The 24172-nt window shown below is 47.5% G+C and carries 16 protein-coding genes and 1 pseudogene; 2 read left to right on the forward strand and 15 right to left on the reverse strand.

The window, feature by feature from the left end; genetic code table 11:
* Position 1: 1 nt before the first annotated feature.
* Positions 2-2041, reverse strand: coding sequence for a glycoside hydrolase family 65 (locus DYP60_RS05585; RefSeq protein WP_117329907.1), 2040 nt, complete (start codon positions 2039-2041; stop codon positions 2-4).
* Entirely contained in the window at positions 2032-2916 is an 885-nt protein-coding gene (locus DYP60_RS05590) for a glycoside hydrolase family 43 protein (RefSeq protein WP_117329908.1), read from the reverse strand. Before DYP60_RS05590 ends, DYP60_RS05585 begins: the two co-directional genes overlap by 10 nt.
* Before the next feature lie 109 nt (positions 2917-3025).
* Between DYP60_RS05590 and DYP60_RS05595 the strand changes: the two genes are divergently transcribed.
* Positions 3026-4126, forward strand: a complete 1101-nt coding sequence (locus tag DYP60_RS05595; RefSeq protein ID WP_117329909.1) for a mechanosensitive ion channel family protein — start codon at positions 3026-3028, stop codon at positions 4124-4126.
* On the opposite strand, the gene DYP60_RS05600 is transcribed toward DYP60_RS05595, so the two are convergent.
* Genes DYP60_RS05600 through DYP60_RS05615 form a run of 4 tightly spaced genes read right to left on the reverse strand, consistent with a single transcriptional unit; the run spans position 4111 to position 9830 of the window.
* Entirely contained in the window at positions 4111-4383 is a 273-nt protein-coding gene (locus tag DYP60_RS05600; RefSeq protein ID WP_117329910.1) for a PG0541 family transporter-associated protein, read from the reverse strand. The two genes, DYP60_RS05595 and DYP60_RS05600, sit on opposite strands and share 16 nt — an antisense overlap.
* A gap of 1 nt (position 4384) precedes the next feature.
* Complete coding sequence (locus DYP60_RS05605) at positions 4385-7549, reverse strand: efflux RND transporter permease subunit (protein WP_117329911.1); 3165 nt, start codon at positions 7547-7549, stop codon at positions 4385-4387.
* Positions 7550-7561: 12 nt separating this feature from the next.
* The gene (locus DYP60_RS05610) at positions 7562-8497 is read right to left on the reverse strand and encodes an efflux RND transporter periplasmic adaptor subunit (RefSeq protein ID WP_117329912.1); all 936 of its coding nucleotides are present in this window, start codon (positions 8495-8497) and stop codon (positions 7562-7564) included.
* On the reverse strand, positions 8487-9830 hold the full coding sequence (locus DYP60_RS05615; RefSeq protein WP_117329913.1) for a TolC family protein: 1344 nt from the start codon (positions 9828-9830) through the stop codon (positions 8487-8489). Before DYP60_RS05615 ends, DYP60_RS05610 begins: the two co-directional genes overlap by 11 nt.
* A gap of 199 nt (positions 9831-10029) precedes the next feature.
* Here DYP60_RS05615 and DYP60_RS05620 point away from each other — a divergent pair, with 199 nt between their 5' ends.
* A complete protein-coding gene (locus DYP60_RS05620) occupies positions 10030-10542 on the forward strand; it encodes a cyclic nucleotide-binding domain-containing protein (RefSeq protein WP_117329914.1) in 513 nt (170 codons plus the stop codon).
* Here the strand turns inward: DYP60_RS05620 and DYP60_RS05625 are convergent.
* From DYP60_RS05625 to DYP60_RS05660, 9 genes and pseudogenes are all read right to left on the reverse strand, one after another.
* Complete coding sequence (locus DYP60_RS05625) at positions 10508-11731, reverse strand: MFS transporter (protein ID WP_117329915.1); 1224 nt, start codon at positions 11729-11731, stop codon at positions 10508-10510. The two genes, DYP60_RS05620 and DYP60_RS05625, sit on opposite strands and share 35 nt — an antisense overlap.
* A 72-nt stretch (positions 11732-11803) precedes the next feature.
* Positions 11804-12031: pseudogene (locus DYP60_RS14540) on the reverse strand (IS3 family transposase); the annotation flags it as partial.
* Positions 12032-12043: 12 nt separating this feature from the next.
* Positions 12044-12217, reverse strand: a complete 174-nt coding sequence (rhuM, locus tag DYP60_RS14730) for a RhuM family protein (protein ID WP_117329916.1) — start codon at positions 12215-12217, stop codon at positions 12044-12046.
* Between the two features lie 94 nt (positions 12218-12311).
* Complete coding sequence (locus tag DYP60_RS05635; protein WP_117329917.1) at positions 12312-13769, reverse strand: hypothetical protein; 1458 nt, start codon at positions 13767-13769, stop codon at positions 12312-12314.
* Positions 13770-13932: 163 nt separating this feature from the next.
* A complete protein-coding gene (locus DYP60_RS05640; RefSeq protein WP_117329918.1) occupies positions 13933-17370 on the reverse strand; it encodes an ATP-binding protein in 3438 nt (1145 codons plus the stop codon).
* Positions 17360-18577, reverse strand: a complete 1218-nt coding sequence (locus DYP60_RS05645) for a DNA repair exonuclease (RefSeq protein ID WP_117329919.1) — start codon at positions 18575-18577, stop codon at positions 17360-17362. The genes DYP60_RS05640 and DYP60_RS05645 overlap by 11 nt, the downstream gene beginning before the upstream one ends.
* Positions 18578-18674: 97 nt before the next feature.
* Positions 18675-20456: an NADH-dependent [FeFe] hydrogenase, group A6 gene (locus tag DYP60_RS05650; protein ID WP_117329920.1), complete on the reverse strand. Its 1782-nt coding sequence runs from the start codon at positions 20454-20456 to the stop codon at positions 18675-18677.
* Positions 20449-23604 carry an FAD-dependent oxidoreductase gene (locus DYP60_RS05655; RefSeq protein ID WP_117329921.1) on the reverse strand — a complete coding sequence of 1052 codons (3156 nt, stop codon included), beginning with the start codon at positions 23602-23604 and terminating at the stop codon, positions 20449-20451. The genes DYP60_RS05650 and DYP60_RS05655 overlap by 8 nt, the downstream gene beginning before the upstream one ends.
* On the reverse strand, positions 23601-24095 hold the full coding sequence (locus tag DYP60_RS05660) for an NADH-quinone oxidoreductase subunit NuoE family protein (protein ID WP_117329922.1): 495 nt from the start codon (positions 24093-24095) through the stop codon (positions 23601-23603). The genes DYP60_RS05655 and DYP60_RS05660 overlap by 4 nt, the downstream gene beginning before the upstream one ends.
* Positions 24096-24172: the final 77 nt, after the last annotated feature.

The following is a 24172-nucleotide window of genomic DNA, read 5'->3' on the forward strand; positions in this document are numbered from 1 at the left end:
CCTACCAAAACCGTTTCAACCCCTCTGCCTGCACACACCACCCGTTTTTTGGGAAACCAGGATACGGGGTATTGCTTCCTTTCCAGCCTCCTGCAAGCAGGGCGACAGCAAGAAGCAGCGCCCCATTTCCGGGAAGGTACACAGGAAGGTCTTCTTTCGGTCTCTGGGCATTGTGCCCATTTGGAGTATAGGTGTTTTTCGGTGAGTCCATCAACAAGAGGTCGATAGCCAGGTCAGTCTTTCCCAATCTAGCCGCGGTCATAGCCATCAAGGGAAAATCCCAACCCCAAAGTTCATTCAGCTGCCACCTCTCCATGACCATTTGCAGGGATCGCTCCATGACTGTCTGATCGACATCTCGTCCATCGAGCAAACCAAGGCTGAATAAAAACGAAGGATGATCGTAGGCATAAGCACCGTACGTATCAGGGCAGTTCTCATGGGCAAGGTAGAGACCATCTTTCGTTGGTAGAGGGGCTAGGTTGTCCAGTACTTGTTTCCATTTTGGGTTGCTTGGCTCACCAAGGTTTTCCAGGAAAGCAATTGCTTCAGAGAGGGCCCATCTCCAATATGAGAGCTCGAAGGTGGGATTAAGCGTATGCTCAGGATCATGGTTCTCCTGTACAGGAACCACCGGCGGGCCAAGTACATACGCGTTCCGGCTCTGATCCCAGGTGACATAATCCACCATGAAGTTAGCCGTTGCCTTAATGACAGGAATCCAAGCAGGCAACAATGCAGAATCCGGATGTGTTTTTCGTACAAGCGAACCATAGAAAATGGGATGAGGCTGTTGCCAGCAGAGCAAGGTTCCAATAGCAGAAGGACTGTCATTTCCACTCGGGTCGGTCATCTTTGGCCATCGGGCACCCTGGTACCCTTGACTTTGAGCACGCTCATATGCACCGGGAAGAATATCCAGATAATATGAGAGCGAACGCTCCAACAACTCAGGCTGACCGAACAGAGCAAAGTGAGCTGCATGCAGGAGGTGCATCTCCAGGTGGAACTTTCCGTACCAGCTGTTGCAGGTAAGTCCGGTCTCAGGAGGAGGCATGTTTCCACTGCACTGGATGGCCAGCAGATACCGTGAGAGGATCATACGCCGTTGCAGCTCCCATGCCCGCTGATCAATTGAGGATGAAACATCTATGAAAGCGCCATCCTGCCAAAAGGAACTCCAATAGAGCCCACATGCAGTACGAGCCTGGTTGAACGTCACCACGTTCTCTTGTTTTCCCCCTTGGGGTAGGAACAACACATTTACCTCCATGATTTTTTCACTGGAAGAGAGTATGAATTCATGGGCAGCTGTTTGTTTGAGACAGGCATGTTCACTGAGCAATAAATGTACATCATAGGTCACCGCATCAATGGTTCGTTTGATGCAGTATCGGCCATTTCCGTAGCTATTGAGTTCACTTATGTGGGCATCGGGCTTTGCGTAATCGCTGGCGGTTATAGCATGTGACGGATAGGGAAAGTCTAAGGCGAGATGCAATACTCCCATCTCAAGTAGGGATGACTGTATGCGAAAAGAAAGCTGATCCTGCTTCGGATGACAGAGCGTTTCAACATGAATAGGTACATCATCAATACAGAAGGAACTGGTGATAGTTCCGCTCCATAGGTCCAACTCCTGGTTGATGGATTCCATGCTTTTCATAGCATATGGATTTCTTGTTTGTAAGCCAATATGGGCGAGATTGAACCGATGTGGGTTCACCCTGAGGTCACCAAAGAGCGTCTCCTGTCCAGTATCATCACTCATGTAGCCGATTGACCTGCCTGCATGCTTATACTGCCTCAAGGTGAGCCGCTCATAGTGCTTTTCTTCTTTTCCGGGGTAGTCGTGCATACCCCAGGTGGACATAGTGCATAACGGAGTCTTTCCTTTTGTGTAGGCAATCTGGCTCTGTGTTCCGCTACAGTCAACGGTATAGGCAAAATTACCGTTGCCCACTGTGAGAAATGAATCAGGATCCCAAGCATGTACTTTGGGATTCATCTCGTTTACAAGACGCTTTCTCTCTATCGGCATGCAAGACCTCCTGCTGTCTCTATGAGAGGAACGAAGAAAGGCCGTTCATCAGGGGTCTTGTTCGGACTGTGGTAGGTGAGATAGAGTTTGCAATCAAATGTCTCGAAAATCATACCATGACCACCATCACTTTGTACCAGTGGTTGGTCTTGCTGTTTCCAAGGACCAAGGATGGCTCCACTCTCGCTGGTCGCATATCCCATTGCATAACCAGAGGGAGATACGCTGGACCAAAGCATCACCAGTGTCCCCTCCCTATTCCTGTGCAAGAAAGGACCGTCTGTAACCTTAGCGTCCACCAATCCTGTTCCGTCTCTCCTTGGAAGTGCTTTCGGCCAAGAAGCCTCAGAAGCCTTGAAAAGCAAGATTGGATCTCCAAGCGGTGTACTGAGATCCTTACTCAGTTTCCTGGCACATATCTCGCCATCATTGATCTGCACCCACTCATGGCAAAAAATAATCCAAGGTTGTGCATCCTCATCGAGAAAGAAGGTACCGTCAAGACACTCCCAATCAAGAGGCGTAGCCGGTTCATCTGAAACGGGCAGGAAAGGACCCATGGGAGAATCACTGACGAGAATCTGGGTGCCTCGACAGTGATTAGCAGCTGTAAAGGTGGCAAAGAGATAGTACTTCTCTTCATAGGTGTGTACCTCAGGAGCCCAAAAGTTATGGGTGCCCCAGAATTCCTCTGCAGGGGTAAACACTGTAGAGGGACCATCCCATTCATGGAGGTCTTTGCTTCGATACATACCGAAGCTCACGCCGGGAGCTTTCCAAGGATCTTTGTCAGTGGTCCCGTAGAGGTAATATGTCAGGGTTTTCTTGTCTGCAAGCACAAAAGGGTCACGCATCTGAATCTCGTTCAGTTTCATCTCACATACTCCTTAGTTTCTAATAAGTATACCCTACAAGAAGACCCCAATACAGCAAGATTTCTTTTTTCATTTGTGTGGAAAGAAAAATCTGTCTATACTAGGGAGTATGCAAACACTATTGGAATCAGAATATCTGAAAGCACTATTGGTAATTGTCATTGGTTCACTCATCTTGTTGTTGGTGAACTTCATCTTGAAACGACGCATCAAGAAACTGGAAGCAAAACAGGAGCAGGCAGGAAAAAGAATCTCTCATCTGAATTTCTTGCGGTTCTTTCAGCGAATTGCCGTTCCCTTAGCCTTCCTTGGTTTGCTGACCATCGCTATAGATATGGTGGCATTCAATGAGCAGATTCAAAACATTGTGAAGATTGGACTTTCCATCATCATGACCTTTATCATTGTCCGTTCACTCAATAAAACTATGGAGTTGGCATTTTCACGGTACTTTGAACATGATTGGGCAAACCATGACCGGGAGAAAAATCTCAAGCCGCTCCTGTCGCTGGTCAAATTCATCTTCTGGATCATCGGCATCATATTCCTGATGGCAAACCTTGGCATCGATGTCACAGCCGCTCTTGCAGGGCTTGGCGTTGGTGGTATTGCCGTAGCTATAGCCGCTCAAGGAATCCTTGGGGACCTTTTCAGCTACTTTGTCATTTTCTTTGACAAACCTTTTGCGTTGGGTGACTTCATCGTCTTCGGTGATAAGGCGGGTGTAATTGAACGGATTGGAATAAAATCAACCCGCATTAGGGTTCTTTCCGGTGAATTGCTGATCATGGCCAACTCCGACCTAACCTCTGCCCGTGTCCACAACTACAAGCAGATGCTCAGACGTAGGGTAGTCTTCAAGGTTGGAGTGGTCTACGAAACACCTGCAGACAAGGTGGAAAAGATTCCTACCATCATCAAGGATATCATTGCCTCGGTACAAACCATTGAAGGCGTCATCTGCGACCGGTCACACTTCTCTGCTTTCGGGGACTTCTCACTCAACTTTGAAACTGTCTACTATGTACCAAGCAGTGATTATGCCATCTATATGGACACGCAACAAGAAATTTACCAGAAGCTCTTTAGAGCATTTAAAAAAGAAGGTATTGGGTTTGCCTACCCAACACAATTGGTCTACACCAAGTCAGGAGCAACCAGCTCTGTAGAAACAGAGGTGGTGCCTCCTCCTCCTCAGATTACAAAGTAACCAATTCCCTCATGGTCATACTTCTTTTTCACAAGGTGCACGGCCATCTCAATTTTCTCGAGGATTGCATCATCACAGTAGATGATCAAGACAAAGTTTTCTTCCGGCCACACATCATCCCCAAGTTTGGGGATGGTGTTTCCTTTTCCATGGGCAGTGGGGATAATGGTGTAATGCATTGGTACTGCATAGTGCTCAAGTGCCTCAAGGACATCTTCCAAGATTGCCTGAGCTGCCATGATTTCAACTCTTCTCATATCACTCCCCCTCTGCAAAGTTTTCAATACTCTCTACATCTTTTTTACGCTTCTCTCGATTGAAGAGTGCATAGAGTACCGGTGTGAAGAAAATCGTCATCAACGTACTGATGGCCATTCCTCCAATGATGGTTTGCCCAATCGGTTGAATCTGCTCCGCTCCTTGTCCTCCAAAAAAGGCAAGGGGGATCATACCGAAAATAGTGGTGAAACTGGTCATCAGAATCGGCTTAAGGCGATTACCACCTCCCTCAATACAAGCCTCCTTGATACCCAGCCCCCGACTTCTCAGCAGGTTGATGTACTGAATCAAGACAATACCGTTGTTTACCACGATACCAGCCAGGATTACCATACCTATGGCACTGATCAAGCTGAAGGTCTCGCCGGTTATCAGATACATTCCCACTACACCAATGAGCATGAGCGGCATGGAAAGCAGGACAATGAATGGATTACGGAAGGACTCAAACAATGATGCCATAACACCGAATACCAATATCACTGCAAGGGCCAGAATCAACCAAACTTGGCTGAACATCTGCGTCAAATCGGCGAAATCACCACCATATTCAATGAATACGTCATCTGAAAGTTGCAGATTTTCATCTATCAATGCCTTAATGTCTGTCTCAGCTTGGCTCACAGCGTAGGAGCCTTTCAATCCTCCCACTACATGAACCGTACGCATCTCATTTTCACGATTGATGGAAACTGGTCCCGTAGCTCGTTCTATGGTGGCAATATTATCAAGACTGATCTTCTCTCCCATGGGGTTCCGTACAAAGATACGTCTAAGGTCGAACTCGCTAGAACGGTCTTCATCCTGTAGAATGACTACGACGTCTGTCTCACTTCCGTTACGCTTCAACTGGGTTGCGGTAAGACCATTCACACTGTAACTGATTTCATTGGCGATGCTTTGCATGGTAAGGTTGTACGCATACGCACGCTCACGATCTATCACTACCCTGAATTCAGGCAAGCCTTGGGTAAAGTCAGTACGAACCTCCGTTATCCCTGGCAGATTCTCTTTGATCAAGTCACGAATTTGCTCCGCAGTAGAGGCTGCTAGTTCCAGATTGTCGCTTTTCACCACAACATCAACTGGATTGAGATTTCCTAGGCCCATGGACATCTGGCTGAATGAGAATGATGCAGAAGGATAGAGGGGGAAATACTGACGGACCTTATCCTGGACAATCTGCATGCTATCGGCACCCTCATCATCGTTGAGAACAATCTGCAGGGAGCCACTATTGGTACCACTGCCCATCATGCCACCCAACAAGCCTCCACCTCCAGCGGTCACGATCAAATCCTTGTAGCCGACAATATCCTGTTTAGCCTTTGCCTCCAGATCACGAAGAACGTTCTCAGTCGTTTCCAGTGTAGTCCCTTCAGGTAGGGTTACACTCACCGTTACTGAAGTTTCGCTCATAGTGGGATACAGACTCTGATGCATCGCCCCGTAGGCTTGTAAGGTCAAGGCCATGATCAACACAACCAACAGCAGGGTAAGCCACCGATAATCGATTAGAAGTGAAAGTACCCGTTTGTAACCACGATCCAAGGCTTCAAATGCATCCTCTGCCTTGTCGTCGATGAAGCGAAGCACTTTCCAGCGAAGTGGCTTTTGTTTACGAGTATAGATTTTTACATAACTACTGGTGAGCACAGGGACCAAGGTAATGGCGACAATCAAGGAAGCGAGCAAAGAGATGATGATGGTACCCGCCATCGGGGTAATCATTTCACCGAGCATCTCCAGGTTGCTTCTGAGTAGCACCATTGGAACAAATACACACACCGTCGTCAAGGTAGATGCGGTGATGGAAACAATCATTTCCTTGGTTCCAAGGATTGCTGCTGCATCCAGTTTTGCTCCTCTTTCTCGGTAACGGAATATGTTTTCCAAAACAACGATGGAGCCGTCTACAGTCATCCCCAACCCAAGGATAAGACCGGTTAAGGTCATCAGGTTCAGAGAGTATCCAAAAAAGAACATTGAGAGTACGGTCAGAAGCATGGATACAGGTATGGCTACACCAACGATCAGAGTTGATTTAATACTTCTAAGGAATATGAAGAGCACCACCATGACCAGGATCACACCAAAGAGCAACGATTGATAAACTGCATTAATGGTGGACTCCACCATTGTAGAGGTATCCACAATTACTTCCAGACTCAAATCATCGGGAAGCTCAGTGTTCAACTGATCAATAACTTCATGTACCCGTTTGGCAACCTGTACCGTATTGGCATCAGACTCCTTCGAAACAGAGAGGTACACCCCAGGTTCCCCATTAATGTAAACCTGGCTTGTTGCATCACGGAATGCATAGGAGACTGTTGCCAAATCTTTGAGGCGGATTACACTCGTTCCAGTCACATTCCCCGAGCTGTCATAGCTGGGGATGCTCATAATCATCACATTCTCAATCTCTTCCAAAGAAGAGAACTCTGCATCAGTCCTGAGCAGATAGGAGAGATTTCCCTCTACCATGGCACCGGCACCAACCTGTACATTTTGTGGATTCAATGCATAGGAAACCTGACTAAGGGTCAATCCATAAGCTTCCAACCTATTCTGATCAACTGCAACTTGAACAATGTCATCCTGACCACCGTTGATCGAGGTAGTGGAAACTCCATTGACTCGATCAATCTGGTTTTGGATGACATCCTCCATCAATGCGCGCAACTCATTGGAATCCTTGCCACTGTTGCTGCGAAGTGTAATGTTCATCACAGGAACCATGTTGGTATTAAGCTTGAAGATCGTAGGCTGACTGGCATCATTCGGTAAGAGATCTGCAACCAAGTTGAGGTTGTCATTGATCGATTGGCTCGCCTTGTCCAAGTCAGTTCCATAAGCAAACTCAAGCATGATCATGCTTATTCCTTCAGAGGAGGTTGAACTGATGTTCTTTATCCCCCCAACATTGGAAACAGCACTTTCGATGGGCTTGGTGACCCTGCTCTCCATCGTCTGCGGACTTGCCCCTCTATATGAGGAGTAGACAATCACCATGGGAAGGTCCATCTCTGGAAACAATTCTACTGCAAGATTGGGAAAGATAAACAACGCAAGCGCTGTCAGCAGTACAAAGATGACAATGATAGTAGTCGGCCGTCGTACAACGGTATCGGTTAGACTCATGAATATACTCCCCTATTGGACAATGCGCACAGCTGCGCCGTCGGCGAGGAGACTCTGCCCTTGAACGACCAAACGCTCACCCGGCTCCAAGCCTGAGACAATCTGTACCATATCTGCTACCTGCATGCCGATATCCACATTCCGTCTGTGTGCCACATTGCCTTCATCAACAACATACACATAACTCTGTGCTCCAGCATACAGAAGAGAAGAACGAGGAACAGCCAGCACACCCTCATGATATTCAGTCAAGAGTTCCACAGTCGGGAACATACCACTCTTGATCTGCCCTTTGCTGTCATCAACGGTTATCCCTACCTCTAAAGTCCTGCTTGCAGGATTAAGCACAGGACTGATGCGGGTCACCGTACCTGTGAACAGCTTACCGGGAAATGCTTTGAAGGAAAGATTGGCTTTCGTACCAAGCGATACTGATCCTATATGTCGCTCAGCAATAGCCATGACAACTTCCAAATCCTCAAGCATCCCAATGCGAGCAACAGGAGCCTGAGGGGTAACCATAGCACCCTGAACGAAAGGAAGCGCAAGCACAGTACCTGAAGCAGGGGCTTTGATAATGCTCTCTTTATAGACCATACCCGCACGGGAAGGATCAACCGTCCCCAATACTTGGTCTTTTTCTACCTGTTCTCCAACTTTTACCTGAAGTGAGGTAAGGGTACCTGCAACGTCAGGATAGACATTAATCGAACTGGGATCGATCACATTACCATTTCCTTGGATTACGTTTTGGAGGTTCGTAAGCTCAAGCTTCTGCACAGCGACAGACACTGTTGCATCTTCCACCACTGCGGTTTCTTCACTTGCATTCTGCTTCTGGGTAAGTGAAGCAAAGGGATTAATGACAATTACAGCAACGGCTGCAAGGATTAGGAGAACTAAAATACTTACTTCGATAATACGGCTTTTCGATGTATTAGGATTCATAGGATGAATTCAACTCCTTCATTTGGATATTCAGGTCGTAGAAAAGATCGATAAGAGCACTGATATATTGATACTGCACTCCAAGCAATCCCTGTTTTGCACGCATAAGATTGTTCCTGGCTCCTTCAAGGGTCACAAAATCAAGGTATCCACTGTTATATTGAATTTCTTGCGCTTCATAGAGACGTTCACTGACTGCAATACTTTGCTCAGCAAGGTCTGCCTGCAGGGAAAGCATGTTCAGGTTCTGAACCTGAGAAATGACACGAGCTTCCATCTGCCTTAGTGCCTGCTTTCGCTGTAGGGCCAGCTTATTCAGAGAGTCCTCCATGGAAGCCAGTCCTACCTGGGTACGTGAGTTAGGTATAAATCCATCAAGAGGAAGTACAACACTTACAGAATAAGAAAAACTGTCACTGAATGAATTGCTGTATAAATCATTCCATGCAGAAACGTCATATTTTCCTTGCAGACTCAGAGAAGGGGTAAATGCTTGTTTCCTGTTCAGCTCTTTCTGCTTCTCTATCTGTGCAAGGTTCAAGTCCAGAAGTGTTATGGAATAACTCTTTGCGAGGTACTCCTTCAACTCTGCGACTTCCAAGTTCTTCATGAGGGAAGGAATTTCTCCTTCTAATTCCAATGGTTCAGAAAGGTCCATTCCAAGCAGTGCCTTCAAGGAGAGCAAATTTGATTCATATTGGTTCCTTGACTGTTGCAAAGGAGGTTTCATCTGCTCATAGGAAAGCTCAGAGGTAAGTAATTCAACTTCACTGGCAAATCCTTCCTCATATTTCTTCTTCACGTCCTCCCACTGCTGACGGGCTAGTTCCAGATTCGCTTCCTGCACCTCAATGTTCTGCTTCTCCATCAAAAGGTAGTAGAACAGTTGGGTCACATTCCTTTGGACTTCAGCTTTTGCTTGTTCATAGGTCACCTTCTGGATCTGGTAGCCCAAGTTATAGCTCTCAAGCTGTTCCTTGACCGCTGCATTCAAGGTGAATTGCATGGAGAGTCCCAAGGCAAGACCGGTATCTTTGAAAGAATTAGGAACAGTAATAAAACTACCAGTAGGACCCATCACTGTCTGTTCTGCAGCATTGAATACCGGACCAGAACCTGAATGGGAAAGCGAGAGGTTGAGACTGGGAAGAAAGAGGTTCCAAGAAGTGTCAACATCGCGCTTTGCTGCATTGACATCGATGGCATTACTCTGGAGTGAGAGATTGTGCACACGTGCACGCTCCAAAGCATCGTCCAATGTGAGGGGATTTGCACCCAAACTGAATATGCCCACTATAAGTAGGACAAGTAGTAATAGTAACTTTCTATTCATAGCGTTTCCTTACGTTGTAACACCGAAACAATACTCAATCTCATACAAATCGGCAATCAATCTACGAGATTTTTTTTACAATAACACACCATTACTGTAATGCCCAATTGGTGTATCACTGGTATTTTTGTCCCATATTCCCCTTGAACGGCATGGGGTAAAAGCTTGCGTTATGGAATATATGAATGTAGGATGAAGTATGAACAAAAGCACGATTGACAATGAATTTCTCTGCAAGCATAGTATGTTCGGGGGACTCAATGATGCTTCTCTTTCCTTGATCAAGCCATATCTTGAGGAACATACCTATGAAGAGAATGTCACAATCCTCAAGCAGGGAGAGCCCAACAACCGAGTGCATTTCATTGTCGAGGGTGAGGTAGCAATAGTCAGGCAATCGGAGACCAATAAGAAGCAGAGCAGAATTATCACCACCCTGCATAATGGAGATAGTTTTGGAGAGATGGAACTCATTGACATACAGAATTGTGCAGCTTCAGTGGTTACCCTTGCTCCCAGTCGTATCATTACGCTCTCAAACAAAGATCTCTACAAGATTTCATTGGTTGATCTGAAGACCTATACCATGCTTATTCTCAACCTTGCGAGAGACATCTCTCGAAGGCTCCGTGGAGCTGATGAAATGCTAGCTATGGTAAAGAACCGTGCGACCATGCCTACTCCTGCTTCTCAAAGCGATGCATCCGTATAAGAAACAGTACCATCAGCAAGGGAAACAGGGTGCCTACGAGCATTCCACTTCTCAGTGCAGCATCAGATTCAGGGAGTCCTCGTAGCCAGGGAGCCTTGGTTACCAAATTTGGCACTACATCTGCAGTCAAACCGATTAGCCAGGGACCGAAGGCAGCTCCTGCATCTCCACCTGCTGCTAGGAAGGCAAACAGGGAGGAACCGGCAAGGGGAAACCGGTTTGCACCGTTTACCACGGAACCAGGCCAAAGCAGACCTGCACCCAATCCTGCAAAAATACAGGCTATCAAGCTGATAATTGGCAACGGACTCAACGCCGCCACCAGATAACAAACCACACAAAGTATTGATCCCATCATCATAGCCTTGTACAACGGAAACCGTGCACCCCAGGCACCGTATACGGCACGTATGGTTCCTAGGAGCAACGCAAACAAGCAGAGTCCCACCAAATCCCCTACTTCCTTAGGCAATCCGAGTGCAGTTTCTGCAAAAGTACTGGTCCACTGGCTCATGGAAACCTCGGTAGCACCACCGACGGCAATACCCAGCACCACAAAGAGGAAGTACCTGGATGTGAGCAACTCACGAATCTTTGTCCGATGGTCCTCATGGACAGCAGGAGCAAGCGGAACAAATAGGAAATTTATAAAATTCAGCAGGGGGAAGACTGACCAGATCAAGACAACAAATACCCAGTTACTACGGCCAAAGTATTTGATCATCAAGGTCGTTCCAATGACAACAACAATGAAACCCCAAGCATAAAACGAGTGCAACAGGCTCATTGCACTCTCTTTTGCATCTCCAGGAATTGCCTGAACTATGGCGCTGAGGAGCAACTCAAAAAGACCGCCCCCTAGAGAGTAGATGATGGTTGCAACCATCAAGCCGACATAGGGATTTTCAGGAAAGAGGCATGGTGCAAAGGCAAGAAACAGAAACCCAACAAATGCAAGGAAATGCCCCAGTGTGATAAACGGTCTGACCCCGTATCGGTCCACAGGTCGGCTGAAGGCAAGATCAGCAACAATCTGGGTAAAGAAATTGAGCAATGTAAGACGTCCCACTTGTTCAAAGGAGAGCCCAAGCTCACTCATGAACGTTACATACAACAGCGGAGCCAAGTTGCAGGTCAAGGCTCCTATGAAATTACCCAGATAACAAGCTCGGATAGTGCGTTTGTACATGTGGCTGAGTATACTACTGGTACAGAAAAATTGAAATAAAAAAGTGGGGGTACAGACAAAAAGTTGGATTTTTTATGACGCTAACCCAAGACTCCTACGATACTCAATAGGGCTTCTTCCCACCAATGACATGTTGATCCGTTCTTCGTGCATCTATTGATGTAATCATCGAGTTGTACACAAAACTTTACAATGGATATTCCCTGTCAAAAACGATTAGGAACATCTCGTTCTTCAACCTTCCAAAGCATCCTTCCATGCCAAATTATCTGATGAGCAGTCTTTCCGGATTATTGAGCGTTTTCAGTTCTCTCAATCCAGTCGTTCCTTATCGAGTACATAGCCTTTCATCGAGAAGTTGGCAAGAATGTTTGCCTTCCATGCACGCAAACTCACTGCTCTTTCGGAATTAACTTTGAAGCCCATAGCGATACTAGGATCGTTGTATGTCTTTCCATCGGTGGCAACTGTTCGGAGATATCGAATAGTTCTCCAATGGCAAAGCGCTTAGTCAAACTAGAACCAACAAAGAGAGCACCTACCTTGGCACTCCCTTTGTCAGTTTTATTCAGTATAATCCTTATAACAGGTCCTTGACCCCCTTGGCTGCAATCTCTCCTGCATCCCAAATGGCATACGCTGTTCGCTCTTTTTCTGCAGCAGCCAATGTACGGGCTGTATAGCTTAAAGCATTCATGATGGCGCTGTTGATCTTGGAACGTTGGATTGCAGCATCCAAGCTTTCACCAATCGTGAAGTAGGTATCAGTCGGAGCATGGTGAACCACCTCTATGGCATAGAAGAGTTCACGACCACTCTCCTGCTCAGCAAACTCTTCGAAATCATTGTATTGATTCTTGTAATATGCAATCCATTGCGTTTGATCAGTAGGGTCGGAGACTTCTGCGGGTATGGAAATATACTCATAATCCATGCGAAGGGCATTGATGGCATTATTTGTGGTCATATCATCAGCCTTGCTAGTGACGTAGCGAAGATTTTTCTTTCCAGTCCCTCCAAGATTCAACTCACGAAGTCCCTCAGCTTGCACATAGCTGAACGTATATTCATACGGGCCGGAAAGCTCATTAATGGTGTCCCCAGCTACAACTGATACGCCGTTCTTGATTTTAAACAAACGATAGGAGAGGTACGTTCTTGTCTGATACCCTATTGACCGTTTTACTCCAGGAAAGAGAGGATTACCAGAAGGCAGTGACACTGGTTCCTCCTTACTTATTTCCTCGAAACTTGTACTTGCATATACTTCCAATACGTAATCCCAACCCTCACCCATTGCGGTCATAACGGCAATGTCAAGTGGACCAACCATGGAATCTGGTCCAGGGTTGAAGTCTTCGCGTTGGATTACCTCGATGAAACGATCAGAGCCAAGAATCTTCGTTACATCAGCGAGCACTTTCTGTGAAAAGCTCTCATTCGAAGGTCCATGGCCTATAACCGCTACGGTAACGGTAGCCTCTTCAATAAGTGCTGCGATGATTGTGTCAATATTCTCCAGGTTTGGATTTCGATCTCTTGCTGTCTCATAGGCTGCAACTGCCTGCTTCAAGCTTTCACGGTCACCTTTAGCCTGGAGACTCTGTGCATAGCTGAACCAGAGATCTCCAGATTTCAGACGTGCTTCTTCAAGCTTGCTGGTAAAATCCTCGATCATCAAGCCACTGCGCCCGGAGATTCTGGCGATTTCATGCAATTCCTGGAGATTAGTATAGGAACGATACACCACATCTGCTGCCTGTCGGTCCTGCATTGCTGCATTGTTGGAAATCTGTGCCTTGTAGTACGAAGTACCTTCACTGAAAACAACAGGGAAGAGCTGGGCAGCTTCTACAAACTCTGGATTGACGGAAAGTGCTTGATTAAGATACCTGAGGGAAGAAACGTACTCCTTTTTTTCATACGCTGAAACCCCGCTACGATAATCACTCCCTCCCTTTGTAAACACGGTACCACAACTCATGAACAACAAGCTTACCATGAGTATGACAACGAAAAGCACTACCGATTTCTTCATACTGACTCCTTGGATTCGTAACTTACAGCGATATACTTGTTTTCTTTTTAGCGTACCTAGTATGACAATTCAACGGTGGCACCCGTCATTTTCAGGAATTTGTTTAGTTTTTGTACAAGAAATCATTATCAAGTAGTTGTATACTACCGGTTTTCTCCCGATGTTATGGTGTAAGGCTAAGACTTTTCAGATACCGTTGTACAATCATATATTCATCTGAGATGACTGTAAGCGTTTCCTCTTCCAAGCGAATCCTGTCCAGAATTTCAGAATATGTGTAAGGGGTCTCTTCACTTGCATATTTTTTTTCGTGCAGCCAAGCATCAAACGCTGTAAGGGTAGGTTCCCGAAATCCTTTCAAAACTTTTCCTGCAATAGCCTCAAGAACATCATTGCCACTTTTGGGTTGTTCCTCCAGGAACCTAACCAATGCTTTATAGTAATTTGCTTTTTTGTTCAAAATTAATCCTTCATCATCCAGATCTTGAGGAACGAGCAACTTAGGCCTACCCCTCCTTGCCAATTTCTGGGCCAAGGAGAGCAAGAAGAACCGTTTTGCATATACCTCTGAAGCACCCCTGGCCTGCCCGGCTGAAGCAAATCCACGAACAAGCAAAGCTTCCAATTCTTTACTTGAGGTGCAGAGGTACCAGCTGGACAGAGCCCCAATTGGTTCCCAAAGCTCTGCCTTGGCTACCTTGCATGCTGCTGCATAGGAGAGGTAATCCTCTTCAAATGGCGGGAGAGACTCCTTGTTTAGCGCTGCTTCCTCAAACGGGTGTTGCAGGACTCGATAGTCTCTCTGCTCATCCTCGAGATCGATGAGAAGGTACTCCCCCTCTGCAACCTGGTCGAGCTTTCTTACCTCGTCTCTCTGGGCAGTACAGTAGAATACCTGCCGCTGTTTTGCTATCTCGACAATTGATTCTGCTATGGCAAGGGACCGTTCATCGTCGCTGTTTGCCATCAATTCATCAAAAAAGATCGGGAAATGATATGCTCCCGCTCCTTCCAGCATCTCAAGGAATGCCATCCTCAGGGAGAACAGAAGCTGGATTCGGGTGCCACTGGAGAGTTGGTCCAAAGCATAGGGACGCATGGTCACACTATCCTGCGCAAGAAAACCAGCATCGCCGACTGTAAGCAGATAGCGATTCTGGGTAATCCTCTGCAACCATTTGCTGGCCTTTTGCACCACCTGTGGTTGGTAGGTACGTTCGCTCTGCTCCTTGATCTGTTCATAGAGGAAGTAAACCATACGTTTGTCGACCTCATCCTGACGATTAGCCTCCAGAGCGTGTTCTGCCTTTATGTAATCCAGCTCCGCATTCTCCAAGGCGGTATCATTACAAAGCTCCTGATAGGTATGCTCCCATTCCCAAAGCGTTCTCTCTTGTTCCTTGCTCTTTTCCAATTTTGTTTTTGTCTCTGCCAGCAAGTTCGAAAAGACTCCAGCACTTCCCGCTTCCGCTTCTTCACGGATTTGAGGGGAAAACCTTTCCAATTGGGTTTTTGCCAGCTGATGGTTCATCACAATCTCCTGATACTCCGCTACCTGGGGATCGAGTCTCTCCAAGGTATGCATATCGCCGACTGCGAGTCCAAGGCTAGTATACAATGAACTTCTTGCTGCTTCTGCATTCTCAAATCGAACGACGGATCTCTCAAGTCGTTGAGCATCCTTCTTGTGTTGTTCTGTATACCTGCGGGCGTCATTAATCGAGGAGACGAGGGTTGCTGCAGCACTGAGAAGTTCCACCACATCAGAGGTTGTCGTATTGCAGAGTTTCTGCAGTGCTTCCAAGGCTTCCTTGAACGATTTCTCTGCATCCTTGAGTAATGCCAACGCTTCTTTTTCAGCAGCGTTACGATGTACCCACTCCTGCAAATGTTCAGCAAAGTGAAAGAACTGAGCTCCTTCAAGGGCCGGTTCAACTGTAAGATTGAGATCGGCGGCAGCTTCCTCCCACTGATGCAACCAAACATTCCATTGGCTCAACGCATCATCATAGGTTTTCTGTGCGCTTCGTCTTCTCTCATTCTCAGCACCCTTATGTTCCAGATTGGCGATCTTGCTTGTCACTACTGCCAGTGAGTTGGTAATACTCTCTGCATCAGAGGAATCCATCGGTGGCTGCCCATTCTTTTCAAGCTGTGTATTTACTTGTTCAAAGCGCTTCTGCAATTGTATTTCAATGTCTCTGAAGAGTGGATTTGGCCTTTTTCTCCCTGCAACAATGAAGAGCAGTACCAAGAGAGGGATGGCTGCCAATGAAAACCCTGTATGCAAGGTATACCCTAGGATTGCGCCTGTTGATGCGATTATGAGAGAGAGAATACTCACGAGTGATAGCTTCATCGGGGTTGTTGGCTGCAACGACTCTTTCCTTGCAGCTACAAAAACCAAGGAGGTGAGTTGTTGTTTTATACTCCTCAGTTGTTCAACCAACCCTTCATCAAAAGGTTCTTCCTCCCCTAAGGCACGAACAACATACTCACTGCTTGCAAGCTGGCATCTCAGTGGTTCACAAGCATAGGCAAGCGAATGTAATCGCTTGACCATGTTCTTCAGGGTTTGCTCGTCCGGTGGTCCATCCATAAGCCAACGGTGGGCTTCCTCCCATGTTCTTCTTCCCTCTTGTGCCCGTAACGCTTCCTTGTGCGCTGCCTCAAGTGCTCTCTTGGCTGCATTGAGTGCTTCGCTACGCTGTTCGATCAGTCTTGGCATGTTTTGGTTATCAATATCTGTCTGCTCAACGTTGCATGAAGCAAGGTTTTCTTCAGTCTCCCTTAGCTCATCTTTTGCTTGCTGCATTGCAGATTCAGCAGCTTTATACTCATGTTCACGAGTCCTAGCTTCCTCAAGGCTATGGGGAGTCATGACATTCAGAACTGGATGGTATGATTTCAGCTGAGAGGAAATCTCTTCTACTGTTTCTTTCGTGGAGAGATACTCAAGCAAGGTTTCCAGATGGACTTTCTCAGTTTCTTGGTCCTTATTTTTTTCAAGCTCATTCTGTAAGTTCGTTATGTTCTTCTGAAGATCAAGATTATCCAGGATTGTTTTTTCCTGATCATTGACCAATCCCTGCTTCTCTTTCAGTGTTCGTGCCAATGCATGGCGTTTCCCGGAAAAGGTTTCGATACCTCCTGCATCCCTGAGTGCTTGCTCCAGATCAATTCCGCCCTGCATTTCCTTGCGTATAGCCTCTAGGAACGGTTCTCCCACTCCTTCTTTCGTCAAGAGTTCATGCAAGGGAAACCAGTATGCATCTGCAAACGCATCGTTTCTTCCCGGTAGGGCTGTAATTAAGCCGTCTGAGATCCGTTTCTGTTCCAAATGTCGGGAAGAGAGTGAGAGGAACCACTCTGCATCTCCCAGTTGCAATACTCCCTCTGCTTCCAGAGACGGGTGCTTGGCTGGTGCATAGAGGAGTGACCAAAGTGCCTTGATAATGGTCGTCTTCCCTACCCCGTTTGCCCCGGTAAGGATGTTGAGCCCTGCATGTAGCGTGGTAAGCTCACCGAAGGATCGCACTGCAAATCCAGGAGCCTTGGAAAGGGTAAAACGAGTAAATCGACAGGTGGTGTTATGCTCCATGCTCCCTCCGCTGGATTTCCATTGCCCTGAGTAACTGCAAAGCAGCCCGCTTCCCTCGGTTTACTGCCTCTTCATGACTAAGAGAAGTCCGGTGCAGGAGGTTGAACCCACGAGTGTTGAAACTCTCTGCTTCCAATCTTTGATAGGTAGCTCCCAGTTGCTCCAATGCCTTGCTATCGCCAAGCATCCTGGCAAGCAACGCTTGAGGCCCGTTCCCCTTCGCTAATTGATCAAGGTCTACTTCCAGTTCTGTCGCATCTTCCTGGCGGTTCAGGAGCAATACTTCCAAGTCCTGCTCTTGGAAGAGCAGTTCGCTATCACCACTCTCGAAAGAAAATACCTGGTGGAGATCCAATGAGGGGTGTAGATACCCTGTGTAGACCAGGCTTACTGCAACTGTTCCACTCGGAGACAACTGGTCGATGTATGCACGTACGGATTGGGTAACTGCCCTACGCAATGATTCAAGGTCTTGTATGCCGGTAATATTCACTTTGCAGATTTCATAGCGATATGGACAGATTGGTATGAACAGCGGTTCTTTCCAAGTACGCCCTTGTTCTGTTTCCAGGAGATACACCCCATGGGCTCCGGTTTCCTGCACATCGAGTGCGAAGGGAGAACCACAGTAGTAGGCTGTGGAACCACTCACGCTGCCCCCTTTATGGATATGCCCGAGCATCCAGAGGGGAATGCCGGTATGCAGAAGAGCATATTCATCGATAGGAGCATAGGAGGAGGTGCGTTGCCCAAAGTCTGCATGCAGAAGCCCCAGAGAGAGGTGGGAAGGGTCAACAAGACTTGAATCAAATGAATCCAAAGGGGAGTTATCGACGTGAGAATGGGGAAAGGACCAACCAATGAAGCGGACATCTTGTATATTATATGATTCCCAGGTTCCTTTCAAACCGAGAATTTTGATTGCATCACTGTCTTCAGCCAACCGGGGGAATACCGACCAGTCATGGTTTCCTCCTACTCCAACAACGTGGATTCCTGCACGCTTGAGTTTTTCAAGCCCGGAGAGCAGGGGACCATAGACGGAAAGCCACGTTCGTTCATGTTCCACGACATCTCCGGACAGTGCCACTACATCCACGGCAAGCTCAATCGCTTTCTGGATGATAGCGTCCCAGGCAGCATGACCGGATTGTGCAAGCTCAGGCTTTCGCCCCATATGAATGTCTGCACATGCAAGAATTCTCATTCTGCCTCTCCTTGAGTGGAGTATACCATAGTTGAAGGGTTTTTACGCAGAAAGAGGTGGGCAGACACCCACCTCCAAAGAAGCCACAACCTACACATCATTCCGGGTAGGCACCACGCTTTACATACGTGGTATGTAACAGCTGGTGGCTCAAATGCCCCAAGGGTTGCTTTAGGAACGAGGTATAGAGTTCCTGGATGGACGGATTCTCATGGGATTTGCGTATCGGCATACCACGGTCTTCCTCATAGATCGACATGGCACGTTTTCTCCTAATTTCCTTGTTTGTAGGAATAGGTTGTCCTCCTCCACCGAGGCATCCGTCGGGACAGGTCATTACTTCTATAAATGCGTAGGGACTCTTGCCTTCCTGAATCTGGTCCAAGAGGACTCGGGCGTTCGCCAGTGTATTGGCTACGGCAACCTTCAGCGGGGTTTCCCCAATCATGATGGTCGCCTCCCTAATACCTGCTCCTATGCGAATTTGTTCAAACTCCAATGCATCCAGCTTGGTTTTGGTAATGGTCTCATAGGCGGTCCTGAGGGCTGCCTCCATAACTCCTCCAGTGGCACCAAACAATACCGCTGAACCGGTGGACTGCCCTAGAGGATCGTCAAACTTACCATCTTCCAGATGGGCAAAATCTATCCCGATTCTCTTCAGCATTCTTGCCAGTTCCCGTGTGGTCAGCACATAATCGACATCACAGAAGTACTCATCATCGGTGAACGAGCCCTTGTCCCTCCAGTAGGAGAATGCACTGTCAATCTCACTTCTTCCTGCTTCAAACTTCTTTGCTGTACATGGCATGATTGAAACCACCCGTATGTTGCGGGGGTCTATTCCTGCCTGCTCCGCATAATAGGTCTTGGCAATGGAACCAAACATTTGCTGTGGAGACTTGCAAGATGAGAGATGTTCCAGTTGATCGGGATAGAAGGTCTCGATGAACTTGATCCATCCAGGTGAACAGCTGGTGATCATGGGGAGCGTCCCACCGTTGGTTAAGCGTTGAATCAACTCATGAGACTCTTCCATGATGGTCAGATCTGCACTGAACTGGGTATCGAATACTCTGTCGAATCCCAGGGTCCGGAGCGCGCTGACCATCTTTCCGGTCACGAGGGATCCCTCACCCAAACCCATTGCCTCTCCGAGTCCTACTCTAATTGCAGGGGCTGTCTGTACCAGCACCACAAGATTTGGGTCAGCAATTGCATCAAAGACTGCGCTCTCATGACTCTTCTCGGTAATGGCACCGGTCGGACACACGAGAGAACACTGCCCGCAGTTCGTGCATACGGAGGAAGCTAGCCCCTCATCGAAGAACGTTGACACCGTAGTGCGGAGTCCCCGTTGCATCATCTCGATTGCATGCACTTCTTGGACATTTGCACATACCTCAACGCAACGATTGCAGAGAATGCAAGCATTAGGGTCGCGAACAATTGATGGAGAAGAGTCGTCGATTGGCCGTATCGATTTCTTCGTTCTTTCGAATCGTGATTCTCTCACTCCCAGTTGCAGGGCAAGTGCCTGCAATTCGCAGTTGAGATTTCTCTCACAGGTGGTGCAAAGCAGTGGATGGTTGGCAAGCAACAACTCAAGGTTCAATTTCCTTGCGCTCATGACACGATTACTATGAGTATGGATGACCATATCCTGCTTGACGGTATGCAAGCATGAGCGAACCAAGCGTTTGTACCCATCTATTTCAACCACGCAGATACCGCAGGACCCATGTGCTGATACATCTTCGAGGTAACAGAGAGAGGGAACCTTGATTCCTGCAACGTTGCATGCATCCAAGATTCTCGTCCCTTCTGGAACTGTGACAGTTTTTCCATCAACGGAGAGTGTGATCATCTTCCTATCCATAGAGCACCTCCTGTTCACACTTGACATCGCACCTGAGACATCTTCCTGCCTCCATTCTTGCCTGACGCCCGGTATAGCCCTTGTTCACCTCTTCAAAGGATCCACTTCTTGCTGCGACAGGAAGTTTTTCAGCATTGATTGCTTTCCCTTCATACAGGGTTTTACCCACTGTCTGTTCATAGCTAAAGGTAGTAAAGAGCTGTGCAAACCGGTCTTCTCCACTCAACCTGCGGTCGATCAAGCGGGCAACTTCCTTGCCCTGCCCCATCGCCTCGGCTGCTGTGGAAGGACCGTTGATGACATCCCCGATTGCCCAGACATGTTCCTGGTTGGTCTCATACAGGTATGGTTTCACCTCCAGATGGCCTCGCTTGGAAACTGCAAGCTTTTCTGTTTCCAGAAGTTCTGTATCAACTCGCTCTCCTATGGCTACAATGACCGTGTCACAAGCGAGAGAGCGGATAGTGCCGGTTCCCCGTCGAATTCTTCTTCCGCTGAGATCATATTCCCCGATTTCTAGCTCCTCCACCTCAAGAGCCTCCAGTCGGCCCTTTTTATCTCTGGTTACCTTTTTGGGAGCTACATTGAAGATACAGGGGATACCTTCACTGAAAGCTTCCTCGATCTCACTCTCATTGGCCGGCATGTCCTCTTTATCTCTTCTATAGGCTATGGTTACTTCAATTCCCATTCGCCAGAGAGATCTGGCAACATCGATGGCGACATTACCACCCCCGATGATAACAACACGCTTTCCAACGGGAAGGGATTCTCCTTCGGCCAGTGCATTGAGTACATCGGTACCCTGCACCACTTGCCCTCCCTCAGCACCATCGAGCTGTAGGGTTGCATGATGGTAAGAGCCAAGAGCAAGAATGACTTCATCATAGTCACTCTTGAGATCAGCTATTTGCATGTCCTTACCAAGCCGCTTGTTGAAAGCAAAGGTGATGGGAAGCTGTTCAAAGAGCTCCAACTCCTTTGCAAGCACTTCTCTCGGTAGTCTATAGCTTGGGATGCCATAGCGAAGTACACCACCAGCTTCACTATGCTCATCGTAGATGGTCACTTCATGCCCAAGACGTACGAGATAGAATGCTGCACTCAGACCAGCTGGGCCTGCACCGACAATCCCAATCTTCTTGCCTGTTGAAGCAGGAATCTTAGAAACCATCTCTTGGTACACTTCGTGTTCGTTGCCCATCTTATAGAGCGTATCTGCAAGATAGCGATGCAGTTCACCCTGATGGACAGGAGCGTCCAAGGTATCCCTTCTGCAACGCATCTGACAGTGGAAGTGGCATATTCTCCCAAGGGTACCTGGGAGAGGATTGTCTTCCAGTGTGGAGGTAAATGCCTCTACCAGACGATTTTCCCTAAGCAGTGCAATATAGGTGGGAATCCGCATGGAAAGTGGACAGGAGTTGGAACAAAGCTCATCTACCAAAGCTTCACACGTTCCAGCTGTACAACGCTTTCTTAAAATATGGCTTTCATATTCTTCAGGGAAATATCGTAATGTCGTGAGTACTGGATTGGTTGCAGACTGCCCGAGCCCGCACATTGCTGTATCGCTGATATGGGCTCCCAAGGTTTCCAACATCTGCAGATCGTCTTTCTTTCCTTCCCCTTTGGTAATTCTGTCAAGAATAGAAAATACTTGTGAGAGGCCTTCCCTACAGGGGGTACAGTTTCCACAGGACTCCTTGGTGGTAAATTCAACGAAATAGCGTGCAGAGTCCACCATGCAGTTATCATTGTCCATGACAACCATACCTCCAGACCCCATGATGGATCCGAGGGCAGCTAAGCTCTCATAATCGATGCTCTTGTCAAAGAGACGGGCGGGAATGCAGCCTCCTGAGGGTCCTCCACTCTGTACCGCCTTGATACGTTTGGTCTTCGAGACTGATCCTCCTCCTGCCCCATACACCAAGGTGGTTAGCTTCTCTCCCAAGGGGAGTTCTACCAGTCCGGTGTGCTTTACTTTACCTACCAAGGAAAATACTTTCGTTCCGGGTGAGGAAGGAATTCCATATTTCAAAAACCAATCACTCCCCTTCCCAATGATAAGGGGAATGTTGCACCAGGTCTCCAGATTATTGATGGTTGTTGGGTAGCCAAGATACCCTTTCTGACTGGGGAATGGTGGTTTCGAGCGAGGACGACCAGCTCTTCCTTCCAGCGATGCAATCAGGGCTGTTTCCTCTCCACAGACAAAGGCCCCGGCACCTTCTACAACCTGTAGGTCGAAGCGCATGTTGGCACCAAGAATGTCTTTCCCTAACAGATTGTTAGCATAGGCATCTGCAATTGCTTTTTGCAACCGCTCCACTGCAAGAGGGTATTCAGCACGGACATAGATGATTCCCTCTTCTGCCCCGGTAACGTAGGAGGCTAGCAACATGCCTTCTATAAGCATATGAGGGTCGCTCTCCATCTCATTACGGTTCATGTATGCCCCGGGGTCTCCCTCATCGGCATTGCAGATCAAGTACTTCTGCGCTGACTCTTCTTTCTTCATCAACTCCCACTTGAGTCCGGTGGGGAACCCGGCTCCCCCACGGCCTCTAAGCTTTGATGATTTGACTTCATCGAGTACAGCATCCCTGTTCATGGAAAAGAGCGCTTTTTCCAGTGCTCTATATCCACCAACAGAAACATACTCAGCGATGTTGGTCGGGTCGATGATCCCAGCATCACGGAGCACCAGTTTTAGCTGTGGATGGAAAAAGGGTATCTCATTCCATTCTAAAAGTTCGGGAAATCCATCACCATACTCATGAAAGGAGAGATGATGGTCCCATCTGCTGATCTTGCAGAAGGCTTTTTCCGAATAATATGTACCTTCAAGAAGCGCCTTTACAATCGGTGCACAATCAGCCTCCCCTACCTTGTGCAGGAGCACCATAGGCTTTCCGGGGATGGAAATCAACACAAGTGGTTCTTCACTGCAACAACCAAAACAACCAACTGAGCGAAGAAAAAATCCATCTTTCTTTTTCTTTTGAAGAGCTGAAAATGCTTCAAAGAGCACATCTGCACCACTGCCGATTCCGCAAGTGCCCATTCCTACAGCAATTGCTGGTATGTCTGGATAGAGGGTCTTTCTTCCTTCATTGTCTAAGCGATCCAATATACTGCTCATGCTCCCTCCTTTCGCGCTGAGAGGGCTTCTATCATGGTAGCGAGTTTCTCTTCGGTCACCATGGAGTGAATCACTTCATCGATTGCAATGACCGGAGCAAGTGCACACTGCCCAAAACAAGCCACAGTATGTACGGTAAAACGATAATCAGGGGTGGTGGCCATCCCATCTTCGTCCAATTCAATGCCCAACATATGCAACACATTGTCTAGCAAAGGTTTGGATCCCCTTGTATGACAGGCCGTTCCACGACAGACTGTGATTACATGTTCACCTTGTGCTTTCAGATTGAAAAAAGCATAGAAGGTGACAACTGAATAGATTTGGGATAGCGGTACACCCAACTCTTTGGCCACCATTACCAGCTCTTGTTTGGGGAGATAGTTGTGCTCATTCGTGCGTTGCACTGCTTCAAGTATGGAGAGAAGTGCACCATGACGCTCTCTATGCTTGGAAACAATCGCCGCGATCTCATTCGCTCGATCATTCATGAGGACCTCCTTGGGAAAAAAACACGGGACACACCCTTTGTATTGCAAATACCATTAAATATGGCAGTAGCAGTTCC

It is taken from the genome of Sphaerochaeta halotolerans (assembly GCF_003429665.1).
Lineage (GTDB): Bacteria > Spirochaetota > Spirochaetia > Sphaerochaetales > Sphaerochaetaceae > Sphaerochaeta > Sphaerochaeta halotolerans.

Bases quoted from the DNA above. Each gene is read 5' to 3' on its own strand.
- DYP60_RS05585 (WP_117329907.1), bottom strand. From the start codon at position 2,041: ATGCCGATAGAGAGAAAGCGTCTTGTAAACGAGATGAATCCCAAAGTA.
- DYP60_RS05590 (WP_117329908.1), bottom strand. From the start codon at position 2,916: ATGAAACTGAACGAGATTCAGATGCGTGACCCTTTTGTGCTTGCAGAC.
- DYP60_RS05595 (WP_117329909.1), top strand. From the start codon at position 3,026: ATGCAAACACTATTGGAATCAGAATATCTGAAAGCACTATTGGTAATT.
- DYP60_RS05600 (WP_117329910.1), bottom strand. From the start codon at position 4,383: ATGAGAAGAGTTGAAATCATGGCAGCTCAGGCAATCTTGGAAGATGTC.
- DYP60_RS05605 (WP_117329911.1), bottom strand. From the start codon at position 7,549: ATGAGTCTAACCGATACCGTTGTACGACGGCCGACTACTATCATTGTC.
- DYP60_RS05610 (WP_117329912.1), bottom strand. From the start codon at position 8,497: ATGAATCCTAATACATCGAAAAGCCGTATTATCGAAGTAAGTATTTTA.
- DYP60_RS05615 (WP_117329913.1), bottom strand. From the start codon at position 9,830: ATGAATAGAAAGTTACTATTACTACTTGTCCTACTTATAGTGGGCATA.
- DYP60_RS05620 (WP_117329914.1), top strand. From the start codon at position 10,030: ATGAACAAAAGCACGATTGACAATGAATTTCTCTGCAAGCATAGTATG.
- DYP60_RS05625 (WP_117329915.1), bottom strand. From the start codon at position 11,731: ATGTACAAACGCACTATCCGAGCTTGTTATCTGGGTAATTTCATAGGA.
- DYP60_RS05635 (WP_117329917.1), bottom strand. From the start codon at position 13,769: ATGAAGAAATCGGTAGTGCTTTTCGTTGTCATACTCATGGTAAGCTTG.
- DYP60_RS05640 (WP_117329918.1), bottom strand. From the start codon at position 17,370: ATGGAGCATAACACCACCTGTCGATTTACTCGTTTTACCCTTTCCAAG.
- DYP60_RS05645 (WP_117329919.1), bottom strand. From the start codon at position 18,577: ATGAGAATTCTTGCATGTGCAGACATTCATATGGGGCGAAAGCCTGAG.
- DYP60_RS05650 (WP_117329920.1), bottom strand. From the start codon at position 20,456: ATGGATAGGAAGATGATCACACTCTCCGTTGATGGAAAAACTGTCACA.
- DYP60_RS05655 (WP_117329921.1), bottom strand. From the start codon at position 23,604: ATGAGCAGTATATTGGATCGCTTAGACAATGAAGGAAGAAAGACCCTC.
- DYP60_RS05660 (WP_117329922.1), bottom strand. From the start codon at position 24,095: ATGAATGATCGAGCGAATGAGATCGCGGCGATTGTTTCCAAGCATAGA.